This is a genomic window from Stakelama marina (genome assembly GCF_018122655.1).
GTDB lineage: Bacteria > Pseudomonadota > Alphaproteobacteria > Sphingomonadales > Sphingomonadaceae > Sphingomonas > Sphingomonas marina.
Map to the genome: position 1 here is coordinate 1 of NZ_JAGRQC010000002.1, position 24,442 is coordinate 24,442.

21 protein-coding genes and 2 tRNA genes are annotated in these 24,442 nt (G+C 63.0%); 8 read left to right on the forward strand and 15 right to left on the reverse strand.

Annotation, left to right across the window (positions count from 1 at the left end; translation table 11 throughout):
• Nucleotides 1-145 precede the first annotated feature (145 nt).
• From J7S20_RS06355 to J7S20_RS06365, 3 genes are all read right to left on the reverse strand, one after another.
• Nucleotides 146-3,802: a tetratricopeptide repeat protein gene (locus J7S20_RS06355; RefSeq protein WP_284053414.1), complete on the reverse strand. Its 3,657-nt coding sequence runs from the start codon at nucleotides 3,800-3,802 to the stop codon at nucleotides 146-148.
• Between the two features lie 573 nt (nucleotides 3,803-4,375).
• Nucleotides 4,376-4,451 (reverse strand) — tRNA-Ala (locus J7S20_RS06360).
• 80 nt (nucleotides 4,452-4,531) lie between these two features.
• Nucleotides 4,532-4,867 carry a TIGR02300 family protein gene (locus tag J7S20_RS06365; RefSeq protein WP_284053415.1) on the reverse strand — a complete coding sequence of 112 codons (336 nt, stop codon included), beginning with the start codon at nucleotides 4,865-4,867 and terminating at the stop codon, nucleotides 4,532-4,534.
• Between the two features lie 102 nt (nucleotides 4,868-4,969).
• On the opposite strand from J7S20_RS06365, the gene aroA reads away from it, so the two are divergent.
• The 8 genes from aroA (at nucleotide 4,970) to J7S20_RS06405 (ending at nucleotide 12,378) form a co-directional block, all read left to right on the forward strand.
• Nucleotides 4,970-6,295: a 3-phosphoshikimate 1-carboxyvinyltransferase gene (gene aroA, locus J7S20_RS06370; protein ID WP_284053416.1), complete on the forward strand. Its 1,326-nt coding sequence runs from the start codon at nucleotides 4,970-4,972 to the stop codon at nucleotides 6,293-6,295.
• A gap of 17 nt (nucleotides 6,296-6,312) precedes the next feature.
• Nucleotides 6,313-6,942 (forward strand): (d)CMP kinase, encoded by a 630-nt coding sequence (locus J7S20_RS06375; protein WP_284053417.1) that lies wholly within the window; start codon nucleotides 6,313-6,315, stop codon nucleotides 6,940-6,942.
• 200 nt (nucleotides 6,943-7,142) lie between these two features.
• Nucleotides 7,143-8,852 carry a 30S ribosomal protein S1 gene (gene rpsA / locus J7S20_RS06380; protein ID WP_284053418.1) on the forward strand — a complete coding sequence of 570 codons (1,710 nt, stop codon included), beginning with the start codon at nucleotides 7,143-7,145 and terminating at the stop codon, nucleotides 8,850-8,852.
• Nucleotides 8,853-9,018: 166 nt separating this feature from the next.
• On the forward strand, nucleotides 9,019-9,297 hold the full coding sequence (locus J7S20_RS06385) for an integration host factor subunit beta (protein ID WP_284053419.1): 279 nt from the start codon (nucleotides 9,019-9,021) through the stop codon (nucleotides 9,295-9,297).
• 60 nt (nucleotides 9,298-9,357) lie between these two features.
• A tRNA-Leu gene (locus J7S20_RS06390) sits at nucleotides 9,358-9,444 on the forward strand.
• Nucleotides 9,445-9,748: 304 nt separating this feature from the next.
• Nucleotides 9,749-10,360 carry a hypothetical protein gene (locus tag J7S20_RS06395; protein ID WP_284053420.1) on the forward strand — a complete coding sequence of 204 codons (612 nt, stop codon included), beginning with the start codon at nucleotides 9,749-9,751 and terminating at the stop codon, nucleotides 10,358-10,360.
• Between the two features lie 75 nt (nucleotides 10,361-10,435).
• Entirely contained in the window at nucleotides 10,436-11,911 is a 1,476-nt protein-coding gene (locus J7S20_RS06400) for an ABC transporter substrate-binding protein (protein WP_284053421.1), read from the forward strand.
• A gap of 23 nt (nucleotides 11,912-11,934) precedes the next feature.
• Entirely contained in the window at nucleotides 11,935-12,378 is a 444-nt protein-coding gene (locus J7S20_RS06405; RefSeq protein WP_284054022.1) for a DUF4112 domain-containing protein, read from the forward strand.
• Here J7S20_RS06405 and J7S20_RS06410 read toward each other — a convergent pair.
• From J7S20_RS06410 to J7S20_RS06465, 12 genes are all read right to left on the reverse strand, one after another.
• Nucleotides 12,375-13,088, reverse strand: a complete 714-nt coding sequence (locus tag J7S20_RS06410; RefSeq protein WP_284053422.1) for a ribonuclease T2 family protein — start codon at nucleotides 13,086-13,088, stop codon at nucleotides 12,375-12,377. The genes J7S20_RS06405 and J7S20_RS06410 overlap by 4 nt on opposite strands.
• Nucleotides 13,088-13,528, reverse strand: coding sequence for a hypothetical protein (locus tag J7S20_RS06415; protein WP_284053423.1), 441 nt, complete (start codon nucleotides 13,526-13,528; stop codon nucleotides 13,088-13,090). The genes J7S20_RS06410 and J7S20_RS06415 overlap by 1 nt, the downstream gene beginning before the upstream one ends.
• Before the next feature lie 67 nt (nucleotides 13,529-13,595).
• A complete protein-coding gene (nadC, locus tag J7S20_RS06420) occupies nucleotides 13,596-14,441 on the reverse strand; it encodes a carboxylating nicotinate-nucleotide diphosphorylase (RefSeq protein WP_284053424.1) in 846 nt (281 codons plus the stop codon).
• A 55-nt stretch (nucleotides 14,442-14,496) separates the two neighbouring features.
• A complete protein-coding gene (locus J7S20_RS06425; RefSeq protein WP_284053425.1) occupies nucleotides 14,497-15,813 on the reverse strand; it encodes a DUF2254 domain-containing protein in 1,317 nt (438 codons plus the stop codon).
• A 48-nt stretch (nucleotides 15,814-15,861) separates the two neighbouring features.
• Nucleotides 15,862-17,496, reverse strand: coding sequence for a GH35 family beta-galactosidase (locus J7S20_RS06430; RefSeq protein WP_284053426.1), 1,635 nt, complete (start codon nucleotides 17,494-17,496; stop codon nucleotides 15,862-15,864).
• A gap of 121 nt (nucleotides 17,497-17,617) precedes the next feature.
• On the reverse strand, nucleotides 17,618-18,616 hold the full coding sequence (gene nadA, locus J7S20_RS06435; RefSeq protein ID WP_284054023.1) for a quinolinate synthase NadA: 999 nt from the start codon (nucleotides 18,614-18,616) through the stop codon (nucleotides 17,618-17,620).
• Nucleotides 18,617-18,660: 44 nt separating this feature from the next.
• A complete protein-coding gene (locus J7S20_RS06440; protein ID WP_284053427.1) occupies nucleotides 18,661-19,380 on the reverse strand; it encodes a hypothetical protein in 720 nt (239 codons plus the stop codon).
• Nucleotides 19,381-19,468: 88 nt separating this feature from the next.
• Complete coding sequence (locus tag J7S20_RS06445) at nucleotides 19,469-20,227, reverse strand: DUF4230 domain-containing protein (RefSeq protein WP_284053428.1); 759 nt, start codon at nucleotides 20,225-20,227, stop codon at nucleotides 19,469-19,471.
• Nucleotides 20,224-21,081: an MBL fold metallo-hydrolase gene (locus J7S20_RS06450; protein ID WP_284053429.1), complete on the reverse strand. Its 858-nt coding sequence runs from the start codon at nucleotides 21,079-21,081 to the stop codon at nucleotides 20,224-20,226. The genes J7S20_RS06445 and J7S20_RS06450 overlap by 4 nt, the downstream gene beginning before the upstream one ends.
• A 261-nt stretch (nucleotides 21,082-21,342) precedes the next feature.
• The gene (locus J7S20_RS06455; protein WP_284053430.1) at nucleotides 21,343-22,986 is read right to left on the reverse strand and encodes a M56 family metallopeptidase; all 1,644 of its coding nucleotides are present in this window, start codon (nucleotides 22,984-22,986) and stop codon (nucleotides 21,343-21,345) included.
• Nucleotides 22,983-23,351 carry a BlaI/MecI/CopY family transcriptional regulator gene (locus J7S20_RS06460; RefSeq protein ID WP_284053431.1) on the reverse strand — a complete coding sequence of 123 codons (369 nt, stop codon included), beginning with the start codon at nucleotides 23,349-23,351 and terminating at the stop codon, nucleotides 22,983-22,985. Before J7S20_RS06460 ends, J7S20_RS06455 begins: the two co-directional genes overlap by 4 nt.
• A gap of 319 nt (nucleotides 23,352-23,670) precedes the next feature.
• Nucleotides 23,671-24,411, reverse strand: coding sequence for an energy transducer TonB (locus J7S20_RS06465; protein ID WP_284053432.1), 741 nt, complete (start codon nucleotides 24,409-24,411; stop codon nucleotides 23,671-23,673).
• Between the last annotated feature and the right edge of the window lie 31 nt (nucleotides 24,412-24,442).

Sequence of the window (24,442 nt, forward strand, 5' to 3'; positions counted from 1 at the left end):
GGTCACGTCAAGCGGGCCTGCATCGAATACCAGTGTGTTCAACGTTGCGCCTGTCTCCACTCTGCAGCCGCGATAAAATCGTAAAGATTCTCTAAAATCTTGCAGCGATGAGCGTCGCTCGAAGGTGTCGAGATTTTATTGGAGATCAATTTTTCAATGTGGGCGGCAAAACGATGTCCATCATCTGAAAGTCCTGCACGATCGTGGGTGAAAGCGCCACCGCCCTTTTTGCATCGGCTTTTGCTCGCTCTGTTTGACCGAGCTCAGCCTCAGCGATCGCGCGACCCATTAGCGAGCTGGAATTGTTCGGGCTCTTTGCCAAAACGGCATCGTAATCGACGATCGCATCCCGGTTACGATGCATCCTGAGCAGCGTCAGAGCTCGGCTGTCGAGATAGGCGGGATTGTCCGGAAACTTTATCAGGGCAATGTTACAATATTTCAGCGCAGCATCTAGCGCGACACCTGCGGACGCCAATTCGTAACAGATATTGTTGAAGTCGCTGGATTCTTTCGCTTGAGCCGCCGCCGCCGCGAAATCACTTTGCGCGCCGGCCCTGTTTCCGGCTTTCCACTTCGCAATGCCCCGTCCGACTCCATAGTCTTTTAGATCATCGGGGTGTTTGGCAATTAACTTGTCGTACCAATCAATCGCACCCCTATAGTCACCTTTCTTCTCCAAAAGACCCGCAATATAGGACTGTGCACTCTCCATGTTGGGTTGCAAAATAAGGGCTTTTTGCGCTTCCGCGATACGACCGTCCAAATCGGTCGGATCCATTACGTCGGCACGATTGAGATAAATATAGGGCTCAGGTTCGATTTTCAGCGCCGCGTCGATTTCGGCCAGCGCTTCTTTGCGCATGTCAAAGTGCGAATAGATTTTTGCTGCGACAACATGGCCGTAGCCGTTTTCGGGAATCGCCTCGGCCACCTGCTTGGCGACATCGACGACCGCCGCCGGTCGCCCCATCGATGAAAGAATATTAGCCTTGAGCAAATAGGCGTTGCCGTCCTTGGGATTGAGCGAAAGAACTTTGTTCACATCTGCCAGAGCGCCGGAAAAATCGGACTGCTGCCGCCTCAGCACTGCGCGCGCCATATATGCAGCGGGTTCGTCAGGCTTCAGTGCTATCGCTTTATCCAGATCGCGTTCTTTCGCCTCCACGTCAGAATCGTCGTGCAGCATTGATTCCAGATATGCCCGTTGCGCTGGCGATACATCGGTTGATTGGCTACTGAGCAGCGCCCGTGCCTTCTCTTTCTGATCGAGTTGGGAGTACATCGATGCTGCGTTAATCTTTGCTTGAGGATCGTCAGGTATCGCCGCAAGCATCGTCTTTATCACGTCTTCCGCTTGCGCCTCGTCATCGAGCCCAAGAAAAGCTTGGAATTTTAGCCAATATGCCTGGCCATTCTTCGCATTTCCCGAAAGTATCTTGTCTGTATCTGCGATTGCTCCATGAAAATCGGAAATGCTGAGCCGAGCAGATGCGCGATGGGCCAGTGCAAAAACATCATCCGGTTGCGATGCGATTGCGGCCGAAAATTCGGTGATCGCCGTCTTGTTGTCCCCCTGCAGTTCCGCAAGCAAACCACGACCGTGATGAATATAGATCGTCGCCGGCCCCTTGGATGCGGCGCGATCGAGCGAAACGCTCGCCTCTGGAAATTTTTTTAGCCACGCTTCGGCAAGCCCGCGGTCCGTCCAGGCCGTCTGATCATCGGGGGCCAGATCGGTCGCCCTTGTAAATTGTTTTAGGGCATCTGCATATTTTCCAGCATCGAGAAGAACGTTCCCGTTGCTCAGAAGTTTGTCGACGCTCTGGTCGTCGGATGTCAGGGTCTTGATATCGGCGGCAGACGGCTTGTAACCGGGCGGAACGCGTAGATAGACCGTCGCGTCGTTCAATGCTCGAAGCCGCTTTTGCGCGGCCTGTGCATCGCTCGCTGGAAATTCGGGAGCTATGCTGCGCGAAGAGCGCACGATGACGAACTTGTCCTTGTCGAGCGTCACCTTTCGTTTGTAGGTCACCCCAGCCACGGTTTCGTCGACATTTGCCGACGCGCCGATAGCGCCTTTCGGAAAATCGGGCGGCAACAGGATCGTTTCTTGTGTCCGGCTGAACGTCGGATAATCGACGCGGAACGGCGCATCTTTGTTCGAACCGTCCATTCGCGAGAAATCGGCGCGATAGCCGACGCCCGTGCCGTCGGTTTCGTAATATCCACCGCTCAAATCGAGCGTCGCGATCCCGTCCAAAGTGACCAGCGCTTCGCCGGTTGCCGGATCATAGGAGAAATCGGTTTTTGTCGGCTTGATGAAATCGAACTGGTTCGACCAATAGTCTCGCAACGCCTTTTCCCGGGCATCACCGGTCAGCGCCGATGTCGACTGCTGCAACGAATATGCCGTATCCCCGCGCAAGATCTCGGAGATATGCGCGGGAACGGGACCGAACAGACCGTTGCGACCATCCAGTTCAATCGTGAGATCGTCCGATGGCTTCACAAGGGGTGGTGGGAGGATCCTGATCAGGTCGGCGGCACCGGTGCTGATCGGCAGTCCCCAGCCGAAATTCGGAACCTCGATGCGGTCGAGGTTATTGTCTCCTTGGCGCGTGCCATCCAACCAATAAGACTTCCCGGCAATCGTCGCACGCACCAGGATATGATCGAACAAGGCAACGGACGGCAATCTTTCCGGCAATATGTCTCCAAGAACGCTGTTGACCACCACTGGTTCGGCCTCGACGCCAAGTTCATGCAGAATGCCGAGCAATAGCGCTGTCTTGCCCTTGCAATCGCCATAGCGGCGCGACCAGGTATCGGTGGCATTGGCAGGCACCAGCCCGCCCTGCCCCATTTCCAACGCGACATACCGCACCTGACCCTGAACAAGCTTTAGCGCCGCTTCAGCGCGCGTCTTGGGGTCGGAGGAAGCCGCGCGGATCGCGTTGATCGCATCGCGTAACGATCCGGATGCAGGGATTTGGGACGCCTTTGCATATAACGGTGCAAAGAGATGCGACACATCGGCCCAGGATGCGAAATCGCTCGCTTCCGCGGTACGCATAATGGAATAGCGGAGGGGAGCGCCGCTGGGCGGAACGATCGGCTCGACATTGGTCAGCGATAGCGATGCGGTGGCGAATCCGTTCTGGTCTTTGCGCTGCCAAGGCGGCATTTCCTTGCTTTCGGCGAGACGCAGTTTCTCTCCATCGGGCCAGCTGATCGAGAACTTGACCTGATTGGCGCGAAAATTGACGGGGCCGAACAGCGCTTCCTTGTGGTCGCCGAGAACCGGCTGTTTGGATATGATGGTGGTCGCCAATTCGAGAACGTCGCCCACCTGCAACCCGGCCGGAAAAAGCGTCGCGGTGAGCGCGCCATCCAGCGTCGCCTGCTCAAGATTTTGTTCGCGGCGGAGGATTGTCAGTTTTTGCCCCTGCTGCAAAACATCGATTACGCTGCCGCCGCGATGGATCAGGATCTTATGCACCACAAGCTGCTGCGTCTCCGGCAACCATGCAAGCGCGACATTTCCCAGCTGAAGACCCTGGGCATTGTTGATCCGGATCATCGAATCGGTAAATCGCGACTCCACGCCGTGGTCCTCCCGGACCTGCACGTCGAGCGAGAGAATTGAAACGGGCCCCGAATCGTTCGCTTTCACGTCGCTTTGTACGGGATGCTCGATCACCCATGCGGGCGGCGGCGCATAGGAAACCTTGTCGCTCGCGCGCGCCATACTCGATCCCGCGACGATCATAGCCGCCGTCGCCAACAACATCCGTTTCATGCAAGCCCTCCCGGCTCCCTTGATTAGCTTTACAGGACTTCCTGGCAAGGGACTTGTAAGGGATACGTCCAACTAGTTCTTCATGGAAACGGAGGGCGTCGACCGATCGATGGGCGCGCGTTTATGGATCTCGAACATTTCATGCTCGAAAATTTCTTAGAGAAGTTCGGCGACAAATCCCTGATCATCAAGATTCACGAGCGGGAACGCCATATCGAACACATCTTCTCTGGCGACTGAAGGCGTCCTTTTGACAATCGGTCGAGCATGTGTCTTTGACAGATCAGGCCGTCGGAGCGGAACGCGTGATTCAAGGATTACCGGAATGAGTGACCGTTCTTTGACACGAACGGCAGAAGGTCCGCTTTCGAGCGCATCGCCTTAATTCGGCCCGTCCGCAAGCGGCCCATCAGCTGCCTTCCGAACTTGATTCCCGCGCGCTTTGCGCGGCTCGGATTGTCCAGGCGTCTCAACATCGCCCACCAAAGCCTAGGCAAATGAGGGACCAGAATGAGGGACGGATTCGGGGGCTCCCCCTAAGGGGAATGATATTCAACGCATTTTTTGCTTGAATGGTGGAGCCGAGGGGGATCGAACCCCTGACCTTCGCAATGCCATTGCGACGCTCTCCCAGCTGAGCTACGGCCCCGTTCCCGGTGGGAAGGCGTCGCCCTTTAGTCAGGCGACGCCGGCTTGGCAAGCGGTGCGTTGGCACCGCCGCCAAAAAAATCAGTTTTCGTCGTCTTCGTCGTCGGGGCGCTTCACGCCCAGATCGTCGTCGCCGCCGAGATCGTTGTCGTCGTCGGGCGAACCTTCGTCGTCCTCATCGATGTCGAGATCCTCGTCATCGCTGAGATCCTTGTCCTGATCCTTTTCCTTATCGGCCTTTTCCTTGTCGGTCTTGGCCGAATCGAACGGCAGCGGCTGCTTCGACTTCAACACCGGCTCGGGCACCCATTCGTTGCCGCACTCGATGCAGGTGACGGGATCGTCCTTGCCGAGGTCGTAGAAGCGCGTCGCGCATTTCGGGCAGGTCCGTTTCGTGCCCCATTCCGGCTTCACCATGTGCCGCCTCTTACCTTTCGAAATAAATGAAATTCGGGATCGTCCCGTCAAAGTGGCGCGCGCCTTGCCATAGCGCAAGCGCGCTGTCAAAAGCCGCGTCCGATGTCGCACCCCCTTCCCCGCCCGCTAACCGTCCTGCCGCGCGGCCCGCTGCGCGGGACAATCGCGCTTCCCGGCGACAAGTCGATCAGCCACCGCGCACTGATGTTTTCCGGCCTGGCGGTCGGCGAAAGCCGAATCACCGGGCTGCTGGAGGGCGAGGATGTGCTGGCCACCGCGGCGGCGATGTGCGCGATGGGCGCGGACATCCGGCGCGGCGATGACGGCGTCTGGCAGGTCGCGGGTGTCGGCGTCGGCGGGCTGCTGCAACCCGAAACCGCCCTCGACATGGGCAATTCGGGTACCTCGACTCGCCTGTTGATGGGCCTGATCGCCAGCCACCCGATCACGGCGACCTTCACCGGCGACGCCTCGCTTTCGAAACGGCCGATGGGCCGAGTGATCGAGCCGCTCGGCCGGATGGGCGCCGATTTCACCGCCAGCCCCGGCGGACGCCTGCCGCTGACGATGCGCGGCCTGTGCCCCGCGGTGCCGATCGAATATACGCTGCCCGTCGCATCCGCGCAGGTGAAGTCGGCGGTGCTGCTCGCGGGCCTCAACACGCCGGGCATCACGCGCGTGATCGAGCCGGTCCCGACGCGCGACCACAGCGAACGGATGCTTGCCGGATTCGGTGCGGAGGTATCGGTTGAGCAGACCGATGATGGCCGCATCATCTCGATTCGCGGCGAGGCCGAACTCGCCCCACAGGAAATCACCGTTCCCGGCGACCCGTCTTCGGCCGCGTTCTGGATGGTCGCCGCGTCGGTGGTGCCCGGCTCTGATGTCACCATCACCAATGTCGGCATGAACGCGACGCGCGCGGGTCTGGTCACCGCGCTGCGCATGATGGGTGCCGATATCGACTCGCTGGACGAGCGCGAGGTCGGCGGTGAACCGGTTGCCGATCTGCGCGTGCGCCATGCCCCGCTATCGGCGATCGAGGTACCGCCCGAACTCGCACCGAGCATGATCGACGAATATCCGGTGCTGTTCGTCGCGGCGTCGCTCGCCGAAGGACGCACCGTCGCGCGCGGGGCCGAAGAACTGCGCGTCAAGGAATCGGATCGCATCGCTGCGATGGCGACCGCGCTCGGGGCGTGCGGCGTAAGCGTCGAAGAGTTCGAGGACGGACTGGCGATTACCGGCACCGGCGGCGATCCGATCCGCGGCGGTGCACGGGTCGCCTCGAAACTGGATCATCGTATCGCGATGAGCATGGCGGTGGCTGGACTCGCGAGCGACAGGGGAGTCACGGTCGACGATGTGTCGCCGGTCGCCACCAGCTATCCGGCGTTTTTCGATACGCTTGACGCCATCTGTTCCTGAAGGTCTTTTACCATCCCATGATTATCGCCGTCGACGGCCCTGCAGCTTCGGGCAAGGGCACCATCGCCCGCGCACTCGCCAAACGGTACGGCTTGCCCCATCTCGATACCGGGCTTCTTTACCGCGCAGTCGCGGCGACGGTGCTGCGCGAGGAACTCGATCCGGAAAAAGAGGCCGATGCCGTCGCGGCATGCGATTTTCCCGACAGCCTGCTGGACGATCCGTGGCTGCGCACCGACGATGTCGGCAAAGTCGCCTCAGTCGTGTCGGCGCATCCGCTGGTGCGCGCATCGCTGCTCCAGCGTCAGCGGCGCTTCGCCGGCCAGCCGGGCGGCGCGGTGCTCGACGGGCGCGATATCGGCACGGTCATCGCGCCCGATGCCGATGTGAAGCTGTTCGTGAAGGCTACGCCCGCGATCCGCGCGCGGCGGCGGCACGACGAACTGCGCAGGAACGGCGCGAATGTCAGTTACGATCGTGTCCTCGCCGACATCCGGGCGCGCGACGAACGCGATTCGCGCCGCGCCGATGCCCCGATGCGCCAGGCCGACGATGCCGCCTTGCTCGACACGAGCTTTCTCTCTATAGACGCGGCCGTCCAGCGGGCGGTAGAGCTCGTGGAAGCTCGGAAAGCGGCGCAGGCCTGAACGCCTCGCCATGGTGAGCGCGAAACGGAACCGGCAGGACCGGTCCGTTGTCGCGCCATTTGCGTTTTGCCGAAATCCACGACCACCAATGTCCTATGGATGCCGTGACCGGCATTCGGCCGCCGCGGCAGTTCGGCCACAAAGACCGCCGGAACCAACCGGCTGGCCGGAAAAACGACGAAGACAGGAAACACCAACCAATGGCCACTACGGCAAATCCCACGCGCGATGATTTCGCGAAAATGCTCGACCAGACGCTCGGCGATACCGACAGCTTCGAAGGCCGCGTCGTCATCGGCACCGTTACCGGAATTGAAAACGACCTCGCCGTCATCGATGTCGGGCTGAAGAGCGAAGGCCGCGTCCCGCTGCGCGAATTCGCCGCTCCCGGCCAGAAGGCAGAGCTGAAGGTCGGCGACGAGGTCGAGGTCTATGTCGATCGCGTCGAGAACGCGAACGGCGAAGCGATGCTGAGCCGCGACCGCGCCCGCCGCGAAGCCGCCTGGGATACGCTCGAGGCCGAATATGCCAAGAACAGCCGCGTCGAAGGCGTGATCTTCGGTCGCGTGAAGGGCGGCTTCACCGTCGACCTCGACGGCGCCGTGGCGTTCCTGCCCGGCAGCCAGGTCGACATTCGCCCGGTTCGCGACGTCACCCCGCTGATGGACATGCCGCAGCCGTTCCAGATCCTGAAGATGGACCGCAAGCGCGGCAACATCGTCGTTTCGCGCCGCGCGGTGCTCGAGGAAACCCGCGCCGAACAGCGCCAGGGCCTGATCCAGTCGCTGCACGAAGGCCAGGTGATCGAGGGTGTGGTCAAGAACATCACCGATTACGGCGCGTTCGTTGACCTGGGCGGCATCGACGGCCTGCTCCACGTCACCGACCTTTCCTACAAGCGCGTCGGCCACCCGACAGAGATGCTGAACATCGGCGATACCGCGACGGTGCAGATCATCCGCATCAACCGCGAGACGCAGCGCATTTCGCTCGGCATGAAGCAGCTCGAGAGCGATCCGTGGGAAGGCGCGTCGGCCAAGTATCCGGTCGGCATGAAGCTCAACGGCCGCGTCACCAACATCACCGAATATGGTGCGTTCGTCGAACTGGAACCGGGCATCGAAGGCCTGGTCCACGTCTCCGAAATGAGCTGGACCAAGAAGAACGTCCACCCCGGCAAGATCGTCTCCACCTCGCAGGAGGTCGAAGTCGTCGTGCTCGAGGTCGACGAGGACAAGCGCCGCATTTCGCTCGGCCTCAAGCAGGCGCAGGCCAATCCGTGGGAGAAGTTCGCGGAAGAGCATCCCGTCGGCTCGACGGTCGAGGGCGAAGTCAAGAACGCCACCGAGTTCGGCCTGTTCGTCGGTCTCGACAACGATGTCGACGGCATGGTTCACATGTCGGACATCGCCTGGGGCATTTCGGGCGAAGACGCGCTCAACCTGCACCGCAAGGGCGAGCAGGTGAAGGCGGTCGTGCTCGCGGTCGAACCCGACAAGGAGCGTATCTCGCTCGGCATGAAGCAGCTTGAGCGCGGTGCTCCGACGGTCGGCGCGCCGGCGTCGGGCGACAAGCTCAACAAGGGCAATGTCGTCACCGTCTCCGTCCTCGAAGTCCGCGACGCGGGTCTTGAGGTTCAGGCGGGCGAAGACGGCGCCACCGGCTTCATCAAGCGCAGCGACCTTGGCCGCGACCGCGACGAACAGCGCCCCGACCGCTTCCAGGTCGGTCAGAAGTTCGACGCGATGGTCACCGGCTTCGATCGTTCGAAAAAGCCGACCTTCTCGATCAAGGCGCTGCAGATCGCCGAAGAGAAGAGCGCGGTCGCCCAATATGGTTCGTCCGATTCGGGCGCATCGCTCGGCGACATCCTGGGCGAGGCCCTCAAGGCCCGCGACGGCGAGAAGTAAGCGTGTTGGCGGCGAAAACAGAACGTTTTCGCCGCCAATCGTTCAAAAATTATGCTGGTAGCGTTCGCAAAGGCTTGATGGAGATCAATATCCTTGCTTAGGGTGGTCCTATTGGGGGTCGCAAACGAAGCCGGACAATATGCCGGATTCGAACCAGGAGGGCAGGATGATCAGATCGGAATTGGTCCAAAGTCTCGCCGATGAGAACCCCGAACTCGCGCTCCGCGATGTGGAGCGCATCGTTTCCGTTTTCTTCGACGAAATCACGCAGCGGCTGGCCGACAATGGCCGCGTCGAACTTCGCGGCTTCGGAACCTTCACGACGCGCCAGCGCGATGCACGCGTCGGGCGCAATCCGCGAACCGGTGAGGCCGTAAAGGTCGACGCCAAGCGCGTACCCTATTTCAAGCCGGGCAAGGAAATGCGCACCGCGCTCAACGTTTAAGCCGCACATGGCTTGACGTGGCGCTCCGCATCGGCTTGCGTCCGCGCGCGCCCAGTGCATGCGGACGTGGCGAAATCGGTAGACGCAACGGACTTAAAATCCGTTTCCCGAACGGGAGTGCGGGTTCAAGTCCCGCCGTCCGCACCACAGCGCGCAAGCTGTAATCACAGTTGCGAAAAGGCCGCACATCCGGGGCCGTTCTGATGATTGTTTCCCGACATTATCCCGGCACCGTCTGGCCCTGCACCGCCTCGATCCCCCTAAACAATCTCCCTTAGCTGGATCGCGTCCGCGCGACTGAGCGACAGCGCAGGCTTACAGAATGACGCCTGGCACTCAAAGTTGATGTGAGCGACCATTAACCGGCTCCAGGAGGGGGCGCTTTGACCGATGCCGGAGTTGTATCCATAGTCACAGCTTAGAAAACCATGGGCACACCGGGGGGATGGTGATGGGCATGATACCCAAACAGCTGTGGGACGATGGACGCTGGACGCGCAAAGACGCGATCACCGCCATTTCGATTGCAGTCATTGGCGGGGCCTGGGTGTCCGTCTTCGCCATCCTCTTCAACGGTCACAAGATCGACAGCGGCGACATTCTGACTTTTGCCGGCGCGGGGCTCGGCCCGGCCCTCGCCTTCTATCTCGCCACTCAATATGACGAGCGGCGCGAGCGGCTGCGCGGCAGTCGGAACTGCAGCGCGCTGGTCAGCACAGCCACGTGGATGCAGGACGCCTGGCGAAAGATCGAGACTTCGCTCGCGTCATCGCAGGGCGACGATCGCATCAGACTGCTCAGTCACGGCCTCGCAACCTTCGACGCTTTCGAGGCGATGACGAACGATTTCGGCCCGTTGGTCGAACTGGGCAAGTTCGAGGCCGTAAACTGCGCCAACCGTCTTCGTCTTGTCATCCGGCTCAATAAGCAATTCATCGTCGCGGAACTCGATCCCAGACAACGCGATGACACGAAGCGCGCGGAATTCGACGAAGGTTTGACGAGGATCGCCAGCGAAATCGACAAGCTGCTGAGCGCGCTGCTGAATGATCTGACTAGCTAGGCTGCGCAATCCGCCTCTTGGCAGCACGCCGGTGCGCACATACACCCGCGAGGAATTCGTCCCCCGGGAGACACGATGACCCGCGCCGCCCTTCCCCTGCTGCTCTCCGCGCTTCTGGTCCTCGGTGGCTGCAACCGCCATCCCGACGATACGCCCGTGACCGTCAGCGCGATCGGCGGCCCCGCCAAACTGGCCGATCCCAGCCACACGCCCCTCCCCTATGCGAGCAAGGTGCTGATGGGGGCGACAGCGCAGGGGCTGGTCCGCTTCGATGCCGCGGGCCAGGTCGAACCCGCGCTTGCCGAGCGCTGGATCGTGATCGACGGAGGCCGCAGCTATATCTTTCGGCTGCGCGATGCCCAGTGGCCCGACGGCACTGACGTTACCGCCGACGCGGTCGTACGAGTGCTCGAACATGCGCGTGCGAGGGGATCGCGCAATCCGCTGGCCCCGTTCCTTGCCGTCGTCGATGATTTCCGGGCGATGACACCGCAGGTCGTCGAGATCGACCTCAATCAGCCGCGCCCGGACTTTCTCCGCCTGCTCGCGTCGCCCGAACTTGCGATATTCCAACCGGGGACGCTTCGCGGCAGCGGGCCATTCCGCCTCAACCCCGACGACCATGCCGGCCGATTGCTCGTGCCGGTCAGGGACATGAGCGGAGACGAGGGCGATGACGCGGCACCCAATCCCGAGGAGCAGGTCCGCCTGTTCGGAGATCGCTCCTCGCTGGCCATTGCCCGTTTCGCCGAGGGTGACGCCGATCTGGTCATCGGCGGCACCTTCGCCGACTGGCCGATCCTCGATGTCAGCGGTGTCGAGACAAATGCCCGGCACATAGATCCGGCGACCGGACTGTTCGGCCTGCGCGTCACGTCGCGCGGCGGCTTTCTTGCCGATGCCGACAATCGGGCAGCGATCGCGATGGCGATCGACCGCGTGTCGCTGCTCGATTCGTTCCGGCCCGATTGGCCGTTGGTCGAAACGGTCCTTCCACAGCAGCTCGATTCGGCTCAGGCACCCGCAGTTCCCGACTGGGCCGACCGCCCGCTCGACGAACGCCGCAATACCGCGCGCGCGCGCGTCGCGATCTGGAAGGCCGACCGCGCGCGCAGGAACAAGACCCCGGTTCCACCGATCCGCGTGGCACTGCCCAAAGGACCGGGCGGCAACCTGGTCTGGAACCATGTCGCCCGCGCGCTCAATGCCATCGGTCTGCCGGCGCAGCGCGTACCGATGCGCGACGACGCCGATCTGACGCTGATCGACCGCGTTGCGCCATTCGACAATGCCCGGTGGTATCTGTTGTCGGTGTGCGGCCTGTGTTCGCCGGATACGAAAAAGCTGATCACCGACGCGCTCGACGCGCCCGACCTGCAGGCGCGGTCGCAGCGGATCGCCAAGGCGGACGAAGCGGTAACGGCGGAGGCTGCATACATTCCGCTGGCGCAACCCTTGCGCTGGTCGCTGGTGTCGCCCCGGCTCAGCCAGTGGCAGGCCAATGCCCGGGCATGGCACCCGTTGAATCACCTTCGCGACGACACCAGATAAGGGGCATGGTCAAACCCACCAGAATGCAGTCCGGCGGAGCGGAAACGCTTGCCGGCATGGCGTCGCTCGGCGGTGATCCCGCCTCGGTCCGCAAGCGCGTCGAGGCGATGGAATTCCTCCTCGAAAGGTCGATCCGGATCCCTGGCATCAAACGTGCGGTGGGGCTCGACGTCGTGCTCGACCTGCTACCGTTCGGCGGCACCACGATCGCCGCACTGATGGGCAGCTACATGATCTGGGAAGCACGCAATCTGGGCATGTCGAAGATGCAGATGGCGCGGATGAGCGGTAATGTCGCCGTCGACTGGCTGTTCGGCATGATTCCATGGGTCGGGGCAATTCCCGACTTCTTCTTCCGGTCGAACTCGCGCAACCTGCGGATCATCAGGAAGCATCTCGACAAGCATCACCCCGCCGACGTGACGATCGAGAACACGCCGCACGGCGGAGCGAACGACAGCCCCTAACGCTGCCCGCGCCAGATGCGGACCGGCGCGCTGGCGGCGAGGCCGCCCTGATGCGCCGGACACGCACGATAGCGAAAACGCTTGTCGAGGCAGAACCAGACCTCCTCCAGCCAGCCCTCCCCGTTCGCCGTAATCCGCATCATGTCGGCGGTCATGCCGGGATTGGCGCCGGCAATCGCGGCGGCAAGCTGACCGGCGGTAAGATTGCGGCGCCGCGACAGCGCCTGCATGTCGGGATAGCGCAGCCGCCCATAGAGCCGGTTCGACTGCGTGAAATACGCTTCGGGCGCCAGCCCCATACAGGTGCCGTGCTTCGCATATTCATGCTGGAGAAGCTGCGGCGACGGGGTCGTGCAAATGTGTCGCCGCAATACTCGCTGCGACAAAATGGGCGCCGGGCGACAATATTGCGGCCAGACCTTGCCCTCTCCGTCGGGCCAGAGGCCGTGCAGTGTGAAGCCGAAATGGTTGTGGCCGCCGCACTGAAACTCGGCGTCCTTCGATCCGCCGTCGTCGAAGCAATGCTGCGGCGACCAGATGATCGCCAGCGTATAGCCGCCGATCGGCAGCACGCGCTTCGGCTGGCTGGGCGTCGGATTTTCGGGATGCGGCGCCGTGATGCTGTCGGGCACCGAGCATTGATAGGCCTGGGCCAGTGCCGGGGCGGGCGCCAGCGCGAGCGCCGCCGCGGCCAGCATCGCTGCACGCATTATTCGAACGTCTCCGCGTCCTGCGCGGGAGGCGTGTCACGCTTGAACCAAGCATTGGCATCGGGCTGGAACAGCATCACCACGGCAAGCGCGTTGAGGATATAGCTGGTCACCGCGACAATCCCGGCCAGTCCGCCGGGAAACTGCCCGGTCGAAAGCGTGTAGAGCAGCGACAGGATACTGAGCCCGAAAAAGACGGTCAGAATCCAGCGCGCGACATTGCTCGCGCGGCGGGCGGTGAAATACCATAGCAGCAGCGAAATCAGGATGCTGATCGCGGCGCCCCCGGCAACCATCGCCGGATAGAAGGCGGCGGCTTCGGGTGAAGACTGCTGCACCTTCTCAAGCCCGGTATTCCAGTTGATCGCGGTGCTGATAAGGCCGACGGCAATCGACAGCAGGTAGAAGATTTCGAAGCGGACGATGGACTTAGGACGCATGAGCGGTAGCTCCCCTGTTGCTCGCGGTCGATCCTAACGCCGGTGGCGCGGCGGGCAAGCTCTGTCGCTAGCCCCGTGCGCTGAAATCGAGACCGATATCGGCTGCCGGCGCCGACTGGGTGAGCCGCCCGACGCTGACATAGGTCACCCCCGTTTCCGCGATCGCGCGTATCGTCTCCAGCCGAACGCCGCCCGATGCTTCGGTCGGGACTCGTCCGCCGATCAGCGTCACCGCGCCACGAAGCGTTGCCGGCTCCATATTGTCGAGCAGCAGATGCGTCGCGCCCGCCGCGATCGCCGGTTCGATCTGATCGACCCGATCGACCTCCACGATGATCTCGTCAATCCCCGCGGCTACCGCGCGGCGCACCGCTTCGCCCACCGATCCTGCGACTGCGACATGGTTGTCCTTTATCATCGCCGCATCCCAAAGGCCCATGCGATGGTTTTTCGCCCCGCCCATGCGCGTGGCGTATTTTTCCAGAAGGCGAAGCCCGGGCAGCGTCTTTCGCGTGTCGAGCAACGTTGCACCGGTACCACGTATCCGATCGACATAGCCGCGCGTCATCGTCGCGATTCCCGATAGATGCTGGACGGTGTTGAGCGCCGAGCGCTCCGCCGTCAGCATTGCCCGGGCGCGTCCGCGAAGGCGCATCAGGTCGGTACCGCGCGGCACCGAATCGCCCTCACCCACCAGTCGTTCGACCGTGACGTCCGGATCGAGCGCGCGGAAAAACGCCTCTGCGATCGGCAATCCGGCGACGGTGATGGCGTCGCGGCTGTCCATCGTGCCTTCGAACACCGCCTCCTCGGGAATGACCGCCTGCGATGTGATGTCGCCGCGATCGCCCAGATCCTCGGCGAGCGTGGTACGGACAAAGGCGTCGAGGTCGAAACCGGGAATGTCGATCATTGCAACCGCTTGGCACGAAATGCGGCGGGCGCAAACCTGCTTTATGCCGCCAGCGTCAATCGACCGGCCGGTCGTGCTCGAACGCATCGACCGTTTCGCGAAGTTCGTCGAGCGCGGGGCCGTGCAGAGCACCCTCGGCCTGATCGAGCAGCAACCGCGCTTCGTCCTTCAACAGCCGCTTGCGCTCTTCGGAAGGACTCCCGGCCGCTGCGTCGGCGAGCGATGCGACGAACACGCGCGAAGCGATCGCGCTGCCGGCCGCGGAGCTTCGAACCGAGCCGAAACCGCGTTCGACGAAATGTTTGAAGTCGTCGGGCATGGCATAGACGTTGTTCTGTCCATAGGGCCGGCCATCCGAATCGCACGCAAGATCGCGCATCGCGAGCGAGGCCGTCGTCGCCGACAGCCAGTGCAGGCAGGTGATCGCGGTAAACGGATCGTTGATACCCGGCGACAGCGCACGCAGCGCGATCTCGACCAGTTCGTCGATCAGATATTCGATATCCTGCGACGGTGTTCGGCTCTCGCCAGTGGCAAAGGCGGAACGCAGCTTGTCGGGCACCTCATCGCCCGCCGTCCCCTCTATGTGCAACACCACCATGTCGGGGTGGATGAAGTCGCCGGGCCGCACGCGAAGGCGGACGGCGATGCCCTGCTTTTCACAGATTTCGCCAAGGCGACGGAAATCGATCACTTCGACATAACCGGCACGCTTCGCGCGGACCGGCGCCAGCTCGCCGGCTACCGGACGCGCCATCCGGGTGCCTTTGTCGTCCTCGGGAAAGCGTTTCTCTACCTCGTGAATGGCGCGCTTGCCGATGCTGGCGACGACGCTGTTGATGCGGATACTGTCGGGCACATGGTGGAGGAAGAAGACGAGCACCGCCACCGACAACAGGGTGAGCGCCAGCGCGACGATCAGCGACAATTCGGGCACGAAGCCGGGATTTCCCGGCGTCTGGAACAGCCCCGCCTCGTCGGGCTGGCGGATCGTCCGCAGGATCATCAGGCAATAGACGAAATCGGCGATGAATACGCCCAGCGAAAGCTGGTTGCCGCGATCGGTCATGAAATTGGTCAGCAGCCGCGGGCCGTAATTGCCCGATGCATAAACAACCGCGGCGATGGTGATCGCAAAGACGGTACCCGCGACCGAGATCATCGATCCCGCGATCGTGGAAAGCAGCGACCGCGCGCCGTCGGGCTTCGAACTGTGCAGCCAGCCGACATCCTTCAGCCAGTCGGTGCCGAGCCGCGTATCGATCCAGAAGGTTACGAACGACAACGCGATCGCACCCAGCGTCAGCAACGCGGGAAGGAACCAGTAGCTGGCGTTGAGCCGTTCGACGGTTTGACGGAACCAGGCGTTCATGCAGCCTAGAACGTAGCGCAGGCGAAACGGTTCATCGGAGCGTGATCATCAGCGATAGCGGTAATAGCGAACCCGCTGGATCATGGGCTTGCCGGGCGGCAAACGGATATGGCGCCCCTGATGCGTTTCGTCGCCGTTGAGGAGGCGACCCGGCTGCCATTTTCCGTCGACGAAGCTGCCTTCCCAGGCGCTTGCGATGCCCGCCTGCCCTTGGCCATCGGCGGGCGATGCGGTGACGGTGATGCCCGAACCCGCAACGATGAAGGCGCCATCGCCGGTGCGGATGATGATACCGCCATGTTCGGCCGGCTTCTGCGCATCCTTCGCGGTGAAGGGATCGACCATCGTCACCGTGAAGCGATAGTTGCCGAGAACGACCTCGCGCGGCGTAGTATCGACGCTGCCGTCGAAGCTGACGGGAGCCGCGAACCCGGCAATATTTCCGCTCGATTGCGCGGCGAGGATCTGGGGTTCCAGAGAGCCGAGCACGGCATAGGTATCGGCGATCCGCTGCGCATCCGCGCCGCCGACCGAATCGATCGAGAACGGGCTGTAGCCGATGGCGTCGCGCGCGCCGAAGGCGGTCCACGCATTTGCCGCGACATGGCTGTCGCTGGCGCGCTCGGCTTCGGGCACGAACAGCGCGTTGAACGCGGCATAGCGACCGCTCAATTCCCAGAAATTGGGGAAATAGATGTCGGGCGCGAGCAGGTCGATAGACGGCGTCGCCGCCTTCCACAGGCCCAGCAGATGCGGCAATGGTCCGCCGGAGGGATATTCACCGGGCCGCTTACTGGGCCTGTTCAATGCGGCATTGACGTAGAAGGGCAGATCATATTCGACCTTGCCCGCAGCCGCGACCGCATCGACATAGCGCGCAAGATACCAGGCTATGAACGCCTCGTCGGTCGCATCGCCCGCACCGAACAGGGTTTCCCAATCGCCCGCGCGCTTCGCACCGTTCGCCCGCCAGCGACGGCGCAGTTCGCCGAGCCCCGGCGCGCCCGATGCCAGCGCGTCGACCAGCTTTTGCGGAACCGGACGGGCAAAGGCTGCGTCGGCGGCGGGACCATGTTCGCGAGCCGCGGGCAGCATCGCGACCTCGTTTTCCACCTGAACCATCAGCACGCTGTGCCGGTCGCCATCGACCGCCTTCAAATGGCGCATCAGCATGGCGAAGGCATGCGCATCGGCCTTTTTCGCCGCGTCGGAAAAGGGGGAAATGATCTCGATCGGCTTGCCGTCGGGCGTATGGACGCGCGGAAAGCGCCGCCAGTCGCGCTTCACCCAATCGGGGACATAGCTCGACATGCTGTTCTTCCACGTGCCGAACCACAGCAGCACGAGGTGAAGGTCATGTGCGCGCGCATCGGCGATCAGGCCATCGACCAACGAAAAATCGAAATGGCCCTCCCGGGACTCGATCTGCTCCCAGCTCACCGGCAGCAGCACGGTGTTGAGGTGCATATCGGCAAGCTTCTGCCAGCGCGCGTCCATATAGGCGCGGCTCGACGAGCTCGAATTGGCGAGTTCGCCGCCGAGGATCAGGAACGGACGACCATCGACGACAAGCTGCGTCGCCTTGCCGCGTGCCGCCAGATGCGGTGCGGGTGGCTGAGCATTGGCCGGCGCCGCGCACATCATCATCCCGAACGCCGCCAGCGCGGTGCCCCAAAGCCGCATCGTAACCCCCTCCGGTTGATTCGTAGATTATCCGCATCCAGTTTGCGGTAACGCTACCATCAGGGCAAGGAAGAGCTGCGCGCGGACGCAAGGGCCTGCGCCCGCGCCGCTGCGGGCCGGATCAGTCGCCGGTGACCCTCACGGGGCCGAGATCGCCCATGCCGACGGTGCCGCTCGCCATTGCCAGCATCCGGTCGAGGCTGGTCTTGGCCTTTAGCCGGACATCCTCGGCAATCTCGATACGCGGTTCGAGGTCGCGCAGCGCGACATAGAGTTTTTCCAGCGTATTGAGCGCCATATAGGGACAGATGTTGCAGTTGCAGTTGCCGTCAGCACCCGGCGCGCCGATGAAATCGACATCGGGCTTTGCCTTGTTCATCTGGTGGATGATGTGCGGTTCGGTCGCGACGATCAGCGTGTTGCCGTCCATTTCCTCGGCGAATTTCAGGATGCCGCTGGTCGATCCGACATAATCGGCATGGTCGAGGATATAGGCCGGGCATTCGGGATGCGCGGCGACCGGCGCTTGCGGATGCTTCGCCTTAAGCTTCAGCAATTCGGTCTCTGAGAACGCCTCATGCACGATGCACACACCGGGCCAGAGCAACATGTCACGCCCGGTCTTCCGCGCGAGATAGCCGCCAAGATGCTTGTCGGGGCCGAAGATAATTTTCTGATCGGCCGGTATCTGGCTGAGAATTTTCTCCGCCGAGGATGAGGTGACGATGATGTCGCTGAGCGCCTTTACCCCGATCGAACAGTTGATATAGGTCAGCGCGATATGATCGGGATGTTCGGCCCGGAACTTCGCGAACTGATCGGGCGGGCACGAATCCTCCAGGCTGCATCCCGCATCCATATCGGGCAGCACGACGACCTTTTCGGGCGAGAGGATTTTCGCGGTTTCGGCCATGAAGCGAACGCCGCAGAACGCGATCACGTCGGCATCGGTATCCGCCGCCTTCTTTGACAGGTCGAGGCTGTCGCCGACAAAATCGGCGAGATCCTGAATTTCGGGCTTCTGATAGTAATGCGCCAGGATGACGGCGTTGCGCTCCTTGCGCAGGCGGTCGATCTCGGCGAGCAAATCTGTGCCGGCGGGAATGGTCGGTGCGTTCATCATGCCTCCTGTCGCGCCCGAGATGGCGTCCCGACAGACAGCAATCAAGCCGAAAGACGTGCCGCGAGGGTGAGAAACAACGGTGTCGATGCCAGTGGGCGCATCATGGCAGTCAGCGCGACCATGACAGCCCCGCCCCACAAATAGGCCGGATGAACCATGCCCCGTGCGCGCCAGTCATAGAGCACCGCGACGGCGAGGTAGAGGAACAGGGGCGCGAACGCTGCCCAGAGCGCCCAGCTTCCCAATAACGGCAATGGCAGCAATCGTCCCCATGCCGGCGCCATGAAGAAGATCATCGAACACAGCATCAGGCGGCGATGCCAATCGGTTCGGCGGCGCAGTGCGATTCCGGCCCATGCCAGCCCTGCCGCTCCCGCAACGAGCGTCCAGTCCATCGCCAGAAAGACATTGGGTTCGAAAAAGAACGGCACGCGTCCCATGGTGACCGCTCGCGCGGTGGTGAACACCCCGATCACGACCATCCAACCCAACCATGCTGCGCCGACAGCGCCCAACCGCCGATGAAGCGCCGTCGATCCGCGATAGACGAGCAGCGTCTGCGTCACGAACAGCGCCAGATAGGCCATGAACGATAGGGCATGAACATGCACCCACCACGGCGAATCCAGGCTGGAGCGTCCCATTGCGAACTGCAGCAGGAACACGGACGCGATGGTCGCGGCAATCGCGATCGCCATCGCCAGAAAAAAACCGCGCTCGCGGGCCTCAAAACCCGCAATTCCACCCACTCTCGTAGCCATGCCAGCTTCTCCCAAGCCAGCGACCCGGTCGCGACGATACGCTCAGCCGGGTATCAGGTCGAGATACATTCGCAGCCGGCCGGCCCGATCATTCGGGCGCGCCCGACCGGTTGCGCAGAACCTCCGAGATCGGCTTGCTGACGTCCCAGCGCTGCCGCTCAGCCGCGCTCCGTTCGCCGGGGAAGGTCGCGCGGACATGGGCGTCGATACCGGCAGCCTTTAGCGGCATCGCGAAGCTGTGCTCGATGGCGCGGCGCGTCGCTTCTCGCGCCAGTCGCATCGGTGTGGGCTGACGTGCCTGGCGGACGAGCTCGGCCTGCGCCGCCTTCTTGTTGGCGGCGTCGAGCTTGGCCTCGGCGTCGGTCAACGACATCAGGATACCGCCTTCGCCATATTCGCGGATCGCGTTCAGTTCGACATGCGGGCCGTCGAGTTCGATCGGCGGCAGATGCACCGACAGCGTTTTCGTGTCGGCGTCCCAGGCAACGTCACCCTGTTTCAGCTTCGACAGATCGACATCATATTCTACCGATCCGGGCATGATGATCGTCTTTTGCGCCGTCAGGCCAAGCCGCGACTGCTTCGATGTGACCACAGCGACATAGCGCGCGGCAAAGGCGGTCAGCTTGTTCTGTTCGCGCAGCCCCGTCAGGCTGGCGCTGGCGATAGTCACCGGATCGGGATCGACGGTGCGATCGATATAGCGCGTCACCGCCCAGAAACCGGCGGCGACGAACAGCATCAGGACGATCAGCGCCCCGACCGCGGAGAAGCAGCCGATGCCGGGAAAGCGGCGCGGAGCGGCCGGTGCAGGGGCAGCGGCAGGTGTCGGTTCGGTTTCGCTCATGCCGCTGGTTTCCATATGCCGCCGTCCTCGGTAGCGAGCCCGCGCGCGCGCAGGTCGATCAGATGCGCGAGGACCGACCGTTCTGCCGCGGGCAGCAGGCGCCGATCGAGACCGACATACATCCGCTCGACCATCGCCGGAACCGCGCCGGTGCCATCACGCAACAGCCGCAAAATCTGCCCCTCGCGCTGCTTTCGGTGGCCCATCAGTCCGCGCACCAGCCGCTGCGGACGTTCGATCGCCTCACCATGCGCGGGGTAGTAGATCCGGTCGTCACGCCGCATCAGCTTGTCGAGGCTCGCCATATAGGCGCCCATATCGCCGTCGGGCGGGGCGACCACCGTGGTCGACCAGCCCATCACATGATCGCCGCTGAACAGCGCCTTCGCCTCGGGCAGCGCGAAGCAGAGATGGTTCGAGGTATGCCCCGGTGTCGCCACGGCCTCGAGCGTCCAGCCCTCCCCGCCGACGCTTTCGCCGTCGGCAAGCACACGGTCGGGGGCATATTCGGTGTCGAAGGCGGCGTCCGCCCGGGGCCCGCCATCGCTGAGCACGAGCGGCGCACAACCGACAATCGGCGCGCCGGTACGTTCCTTCAACGCGGCCGCCAGCGGACTGTGATCGCGGTGGGTGTGCGTGATGACGATCGCGGTGACCGGGCGCCCCTCGATCGCGGTGAGCAGCGTGCCGAGATGCGCCTCGTCGATCGGCCCCGGATCGATCACCGCTAGGTCGGTCGTGCCGACGATATGCGTCTGCGTCCCACTATTGGTGTAGGGCGACGGATTGTTCGCGAGTACACGCGCAACGAGCGGTTCGAGCCGAACGATCTGCCCCGGACTGGCCTGGTTCATGTTTATTCAGATGGCCGCTGGCGGATGACGGCACAAGGGGCGAACCGCCATCCGCCAGTGGTTGCGAGCGTGTCGGGCGGCACGAAGGAAGGTAATCGCCCGGTCTCGCATGTCCGTACCGAAAGGAGCGCCGGTGCGGACTTCCCTCCCCAGGGGAACGCTTGTTCAACACGCCTGTGAAGGCATTCGGTCGCGGGTGCCGCCGTCTGGAGCTGGCGGCACCCCCTCCCGGTCCCCGCTCTGGCGGCGGGTGTATTCGGGTCAGTCGCCCTGCGACATCTCCTGCCGCATATTGCTGATTTCCTGATCGATATCCTTGAGCGCGTCGGCACGCTCCTTGTCGGTCAGATGCGGTTCGGAGGCGATGGAAGCGCGGGCGGTACGCAGCCCTTCGAGCGCACTGCGCAGCGCGACATGAGTCGTCTTCACCGCTTCCATGGCGATCTTCTGAGCATCAACGCTGCGTGCCACCGCTTCCTTGCTGATCCGCTCGATCCGGTCGGTACAGACGATCATCTTGCGCGCCTTGTCCTTGTTGCCGGGCGCGGTAATCACCTTCACCGTCTCCGTGCCCTCGCCGCAATTGCCCTCGGTCACTTCGGGAATGTCGGCCATCCGCTGCCCATCGGCACCGCGAAAGACATAGCTGTGGACTTTCTTGCCATCGGCGCTGGTCCAGACATAGCTGCGCTCCTTCACCTTCGCCTCGGGCGCAGGAGGTGCCGGGGGAACCGGAGCTGCCTCAGGGGCCGGCGGCGGAGGGGGCACGTCATTCTGTGCGGCCGGGGGCGCCGCAGGCGCTTCGGGCGCGGCGGCAGCAGCCGGCGCAGCAGGGGCCTTCGGCGGATGAGGAAGCTTCAGATCGGCGAGCTTCACACCGGTCGCATCCTCGACATTGGTGCGCAGCGTTTCGGCGGCGCTCGTTCCCGACGCGGTGACGCCAAGCGCAGCGACGGTCAGCCCCGCCAGCCCGGCCACACCCGCGGCGAGCCGCCTGCGCGAATTCCGATGGTTCTTCGACAGCATCTTCAGCCTCCCTTTCAGGTTATTTATCGTGTTGAGGTGACAGGCAGCCGAAACCGCGCCGCCATGTGCGGACTTCACGATCGCCAGACCATATGCGTGGCGCAGCGCCTGCGGACGGCCGGCGAGCACGACGGCATCGCAGGCCATTTCCTGATCGGCGCGGAATGCGCGATAGGCGCGCCAGGCAACCGGGTTGAACCAGTGGAAGGCGAGCATGACGAGTGCCGCCCAATTGGCGTAGAGATCACCGCGCTGATGGTGGCAAAGCTCGTGCGCCAGCGCGAGGTCGCGCTCGGAAATGTCGTAGCGTTCGGAAAAATCGCGCGGAAAGGCGACATATTTGCGCAGGACGCCAAAGGCGAGCGGCCCCGTTGCCGCATCGGTTTCGAGCACCTGCACCCGCCCATCGGCCACTGCCTGCGTGCTGCGGCTGCCACGGATCAGGCGCTGGCAGAAACGACCATGCGCGATCAGGTGATAGCCGAGAAAGCATGCCGCTCCCACCAGCCAGAGGGCGATTAACAACGCGATCACCGGGGCGCCGCCCTGGCTCGCGGTCGGCGGTACGACGGCAAGCGTAGCACCGCCCAGCGACATCGTGGACAGGGCATGGTCGGTCGCGCCGGCCGGAAGTGACGCCGGGTTCAGCAACCCCATCACGACATGACCGTCATTGGCACGGTCGATGGCGGGCGCCAGCAGGCCGCTCAGCCGCCAATTGCCCGGCAAGGGCGGCAATATCATGCGCAGCGCGGGAAGCGCCCAAAGCAGATAGGCGAAGCGTGGTCCCATCGCCTCTCGCACGGGCTTGCGGATCGCGAGCACGAGCAACATCATAATCGTGGTCGCGGCGGCGGTTTCGATGGCCCAGGCGATCATTGTTTCAGATCCTTCAGCAGTGCCTCGATCTCGGCGATGTCCTGATCGGTGATCTCATCGCGCTCGGCGAGGTGCGCAACCAGCGGGGTCAGCTTTCCGCCGAACAGCCGGTCCATCAGGCGGCGCGATTCACCCGACACGTAATCGTCGCGGGCGACGAGCGGGCGATAGAGATAGCGCCGCCCTTCCGCCTCGTGCGCGATGACCTTTTTCGAAAGCAGACGGCCCAGCAGCGTCTTGACCGTGTTCGCGCTCCAGTCGCGGTCGGGCGCGACGCGCTCGGCCACCTCCTGCGCGGTGAGCGGGCTTTCATCCCACAGCACTTCCATCACGGAATGTTCGGCATCGCTGATACGTTCGGCCATATCCACCCTTTCGACTACATCTGTAATCGCATCGATTACGAATGTAGTCAATAGGTGATTTCAGGCCTGAACCACAGATGAACGATCACCAAGCGCCGGGTGTCGGATCACTTTACACGCCCGCCCCGCGGTAAGAACTCGTTAACCCTCGCAATGTACCTGTTTCAGCCGACGCCGCCTCTTGGCACGTCGTGTGCAACGATTTCGACACCCCAAGCGGTTCCCGCTTTCAGGACGGGTCGGCAGCTCGAACTTTTCCGGTCTCGCGCCGACCCGTCCAACCCGGTTTCCCGACAAGCGCAGCGCTGCTCACGCCATTCTAGTTGAAGATCCAGCTATGATCCTCGCCCATCAGCGAGGGCACGGGCCTGCCGCTGGCGTCGAGTTTGGGCTGAAAGCGAAAGCGTTTTTCGATCAGGCGGCAAGTGGCGTTGTCGAGGTACACATTGCCGCTCGACCGCGCGATCCGGCAGTCATGCGCCCGGCCATCGACGCCGACTTCATACACGACCGACACGGTGCCTCCGCGGCCCGAACGGACCGCTTCGGGCGGAAAGTCTGCGGCTGAAATCCGGCCGCTTATCCGGCGCGGTGGCCGTACCGCGCCGCCGCCGGTGCCGTCGCCCGAACCGCCGCCGCCCAGACCGGCGCCCTGCCCGCCGGCGCCGGTTCCCGGTCCCGGCTTGTCGGCAGCGCCGGCCATGGCGTCGCTTTGCGTTCCCTTGATCGGCGCAGCGGGAACCGGCGGCGGCTTGGGCAATTCGATTTTCGGTTTGGGCGCGACGACCTCGGTCGGCTTCGACTTTATATTGGGCGGAGCGGCAGCGCCTTCGGGCTTGGTATCCGGCTCGGGCGGCGGCACCGACTTGTCCACCGGCGGCGGCGGATCGGGCAACACGTTGAACACCGCCAGACTGTCATTCGCGACGCGGCGGATATCGACGTTCATACCGACGATCAGGCCATAGCCCAATAACCCCACCAGCACAGCCGCACCCGCCGCCGAACGCATTCTGGTACGTCGGTCGGATGCGATAAATCCGGTAGTCGATCCTGCCATTTCAGCACCTTAGCAGACCGGCGCTGAACAC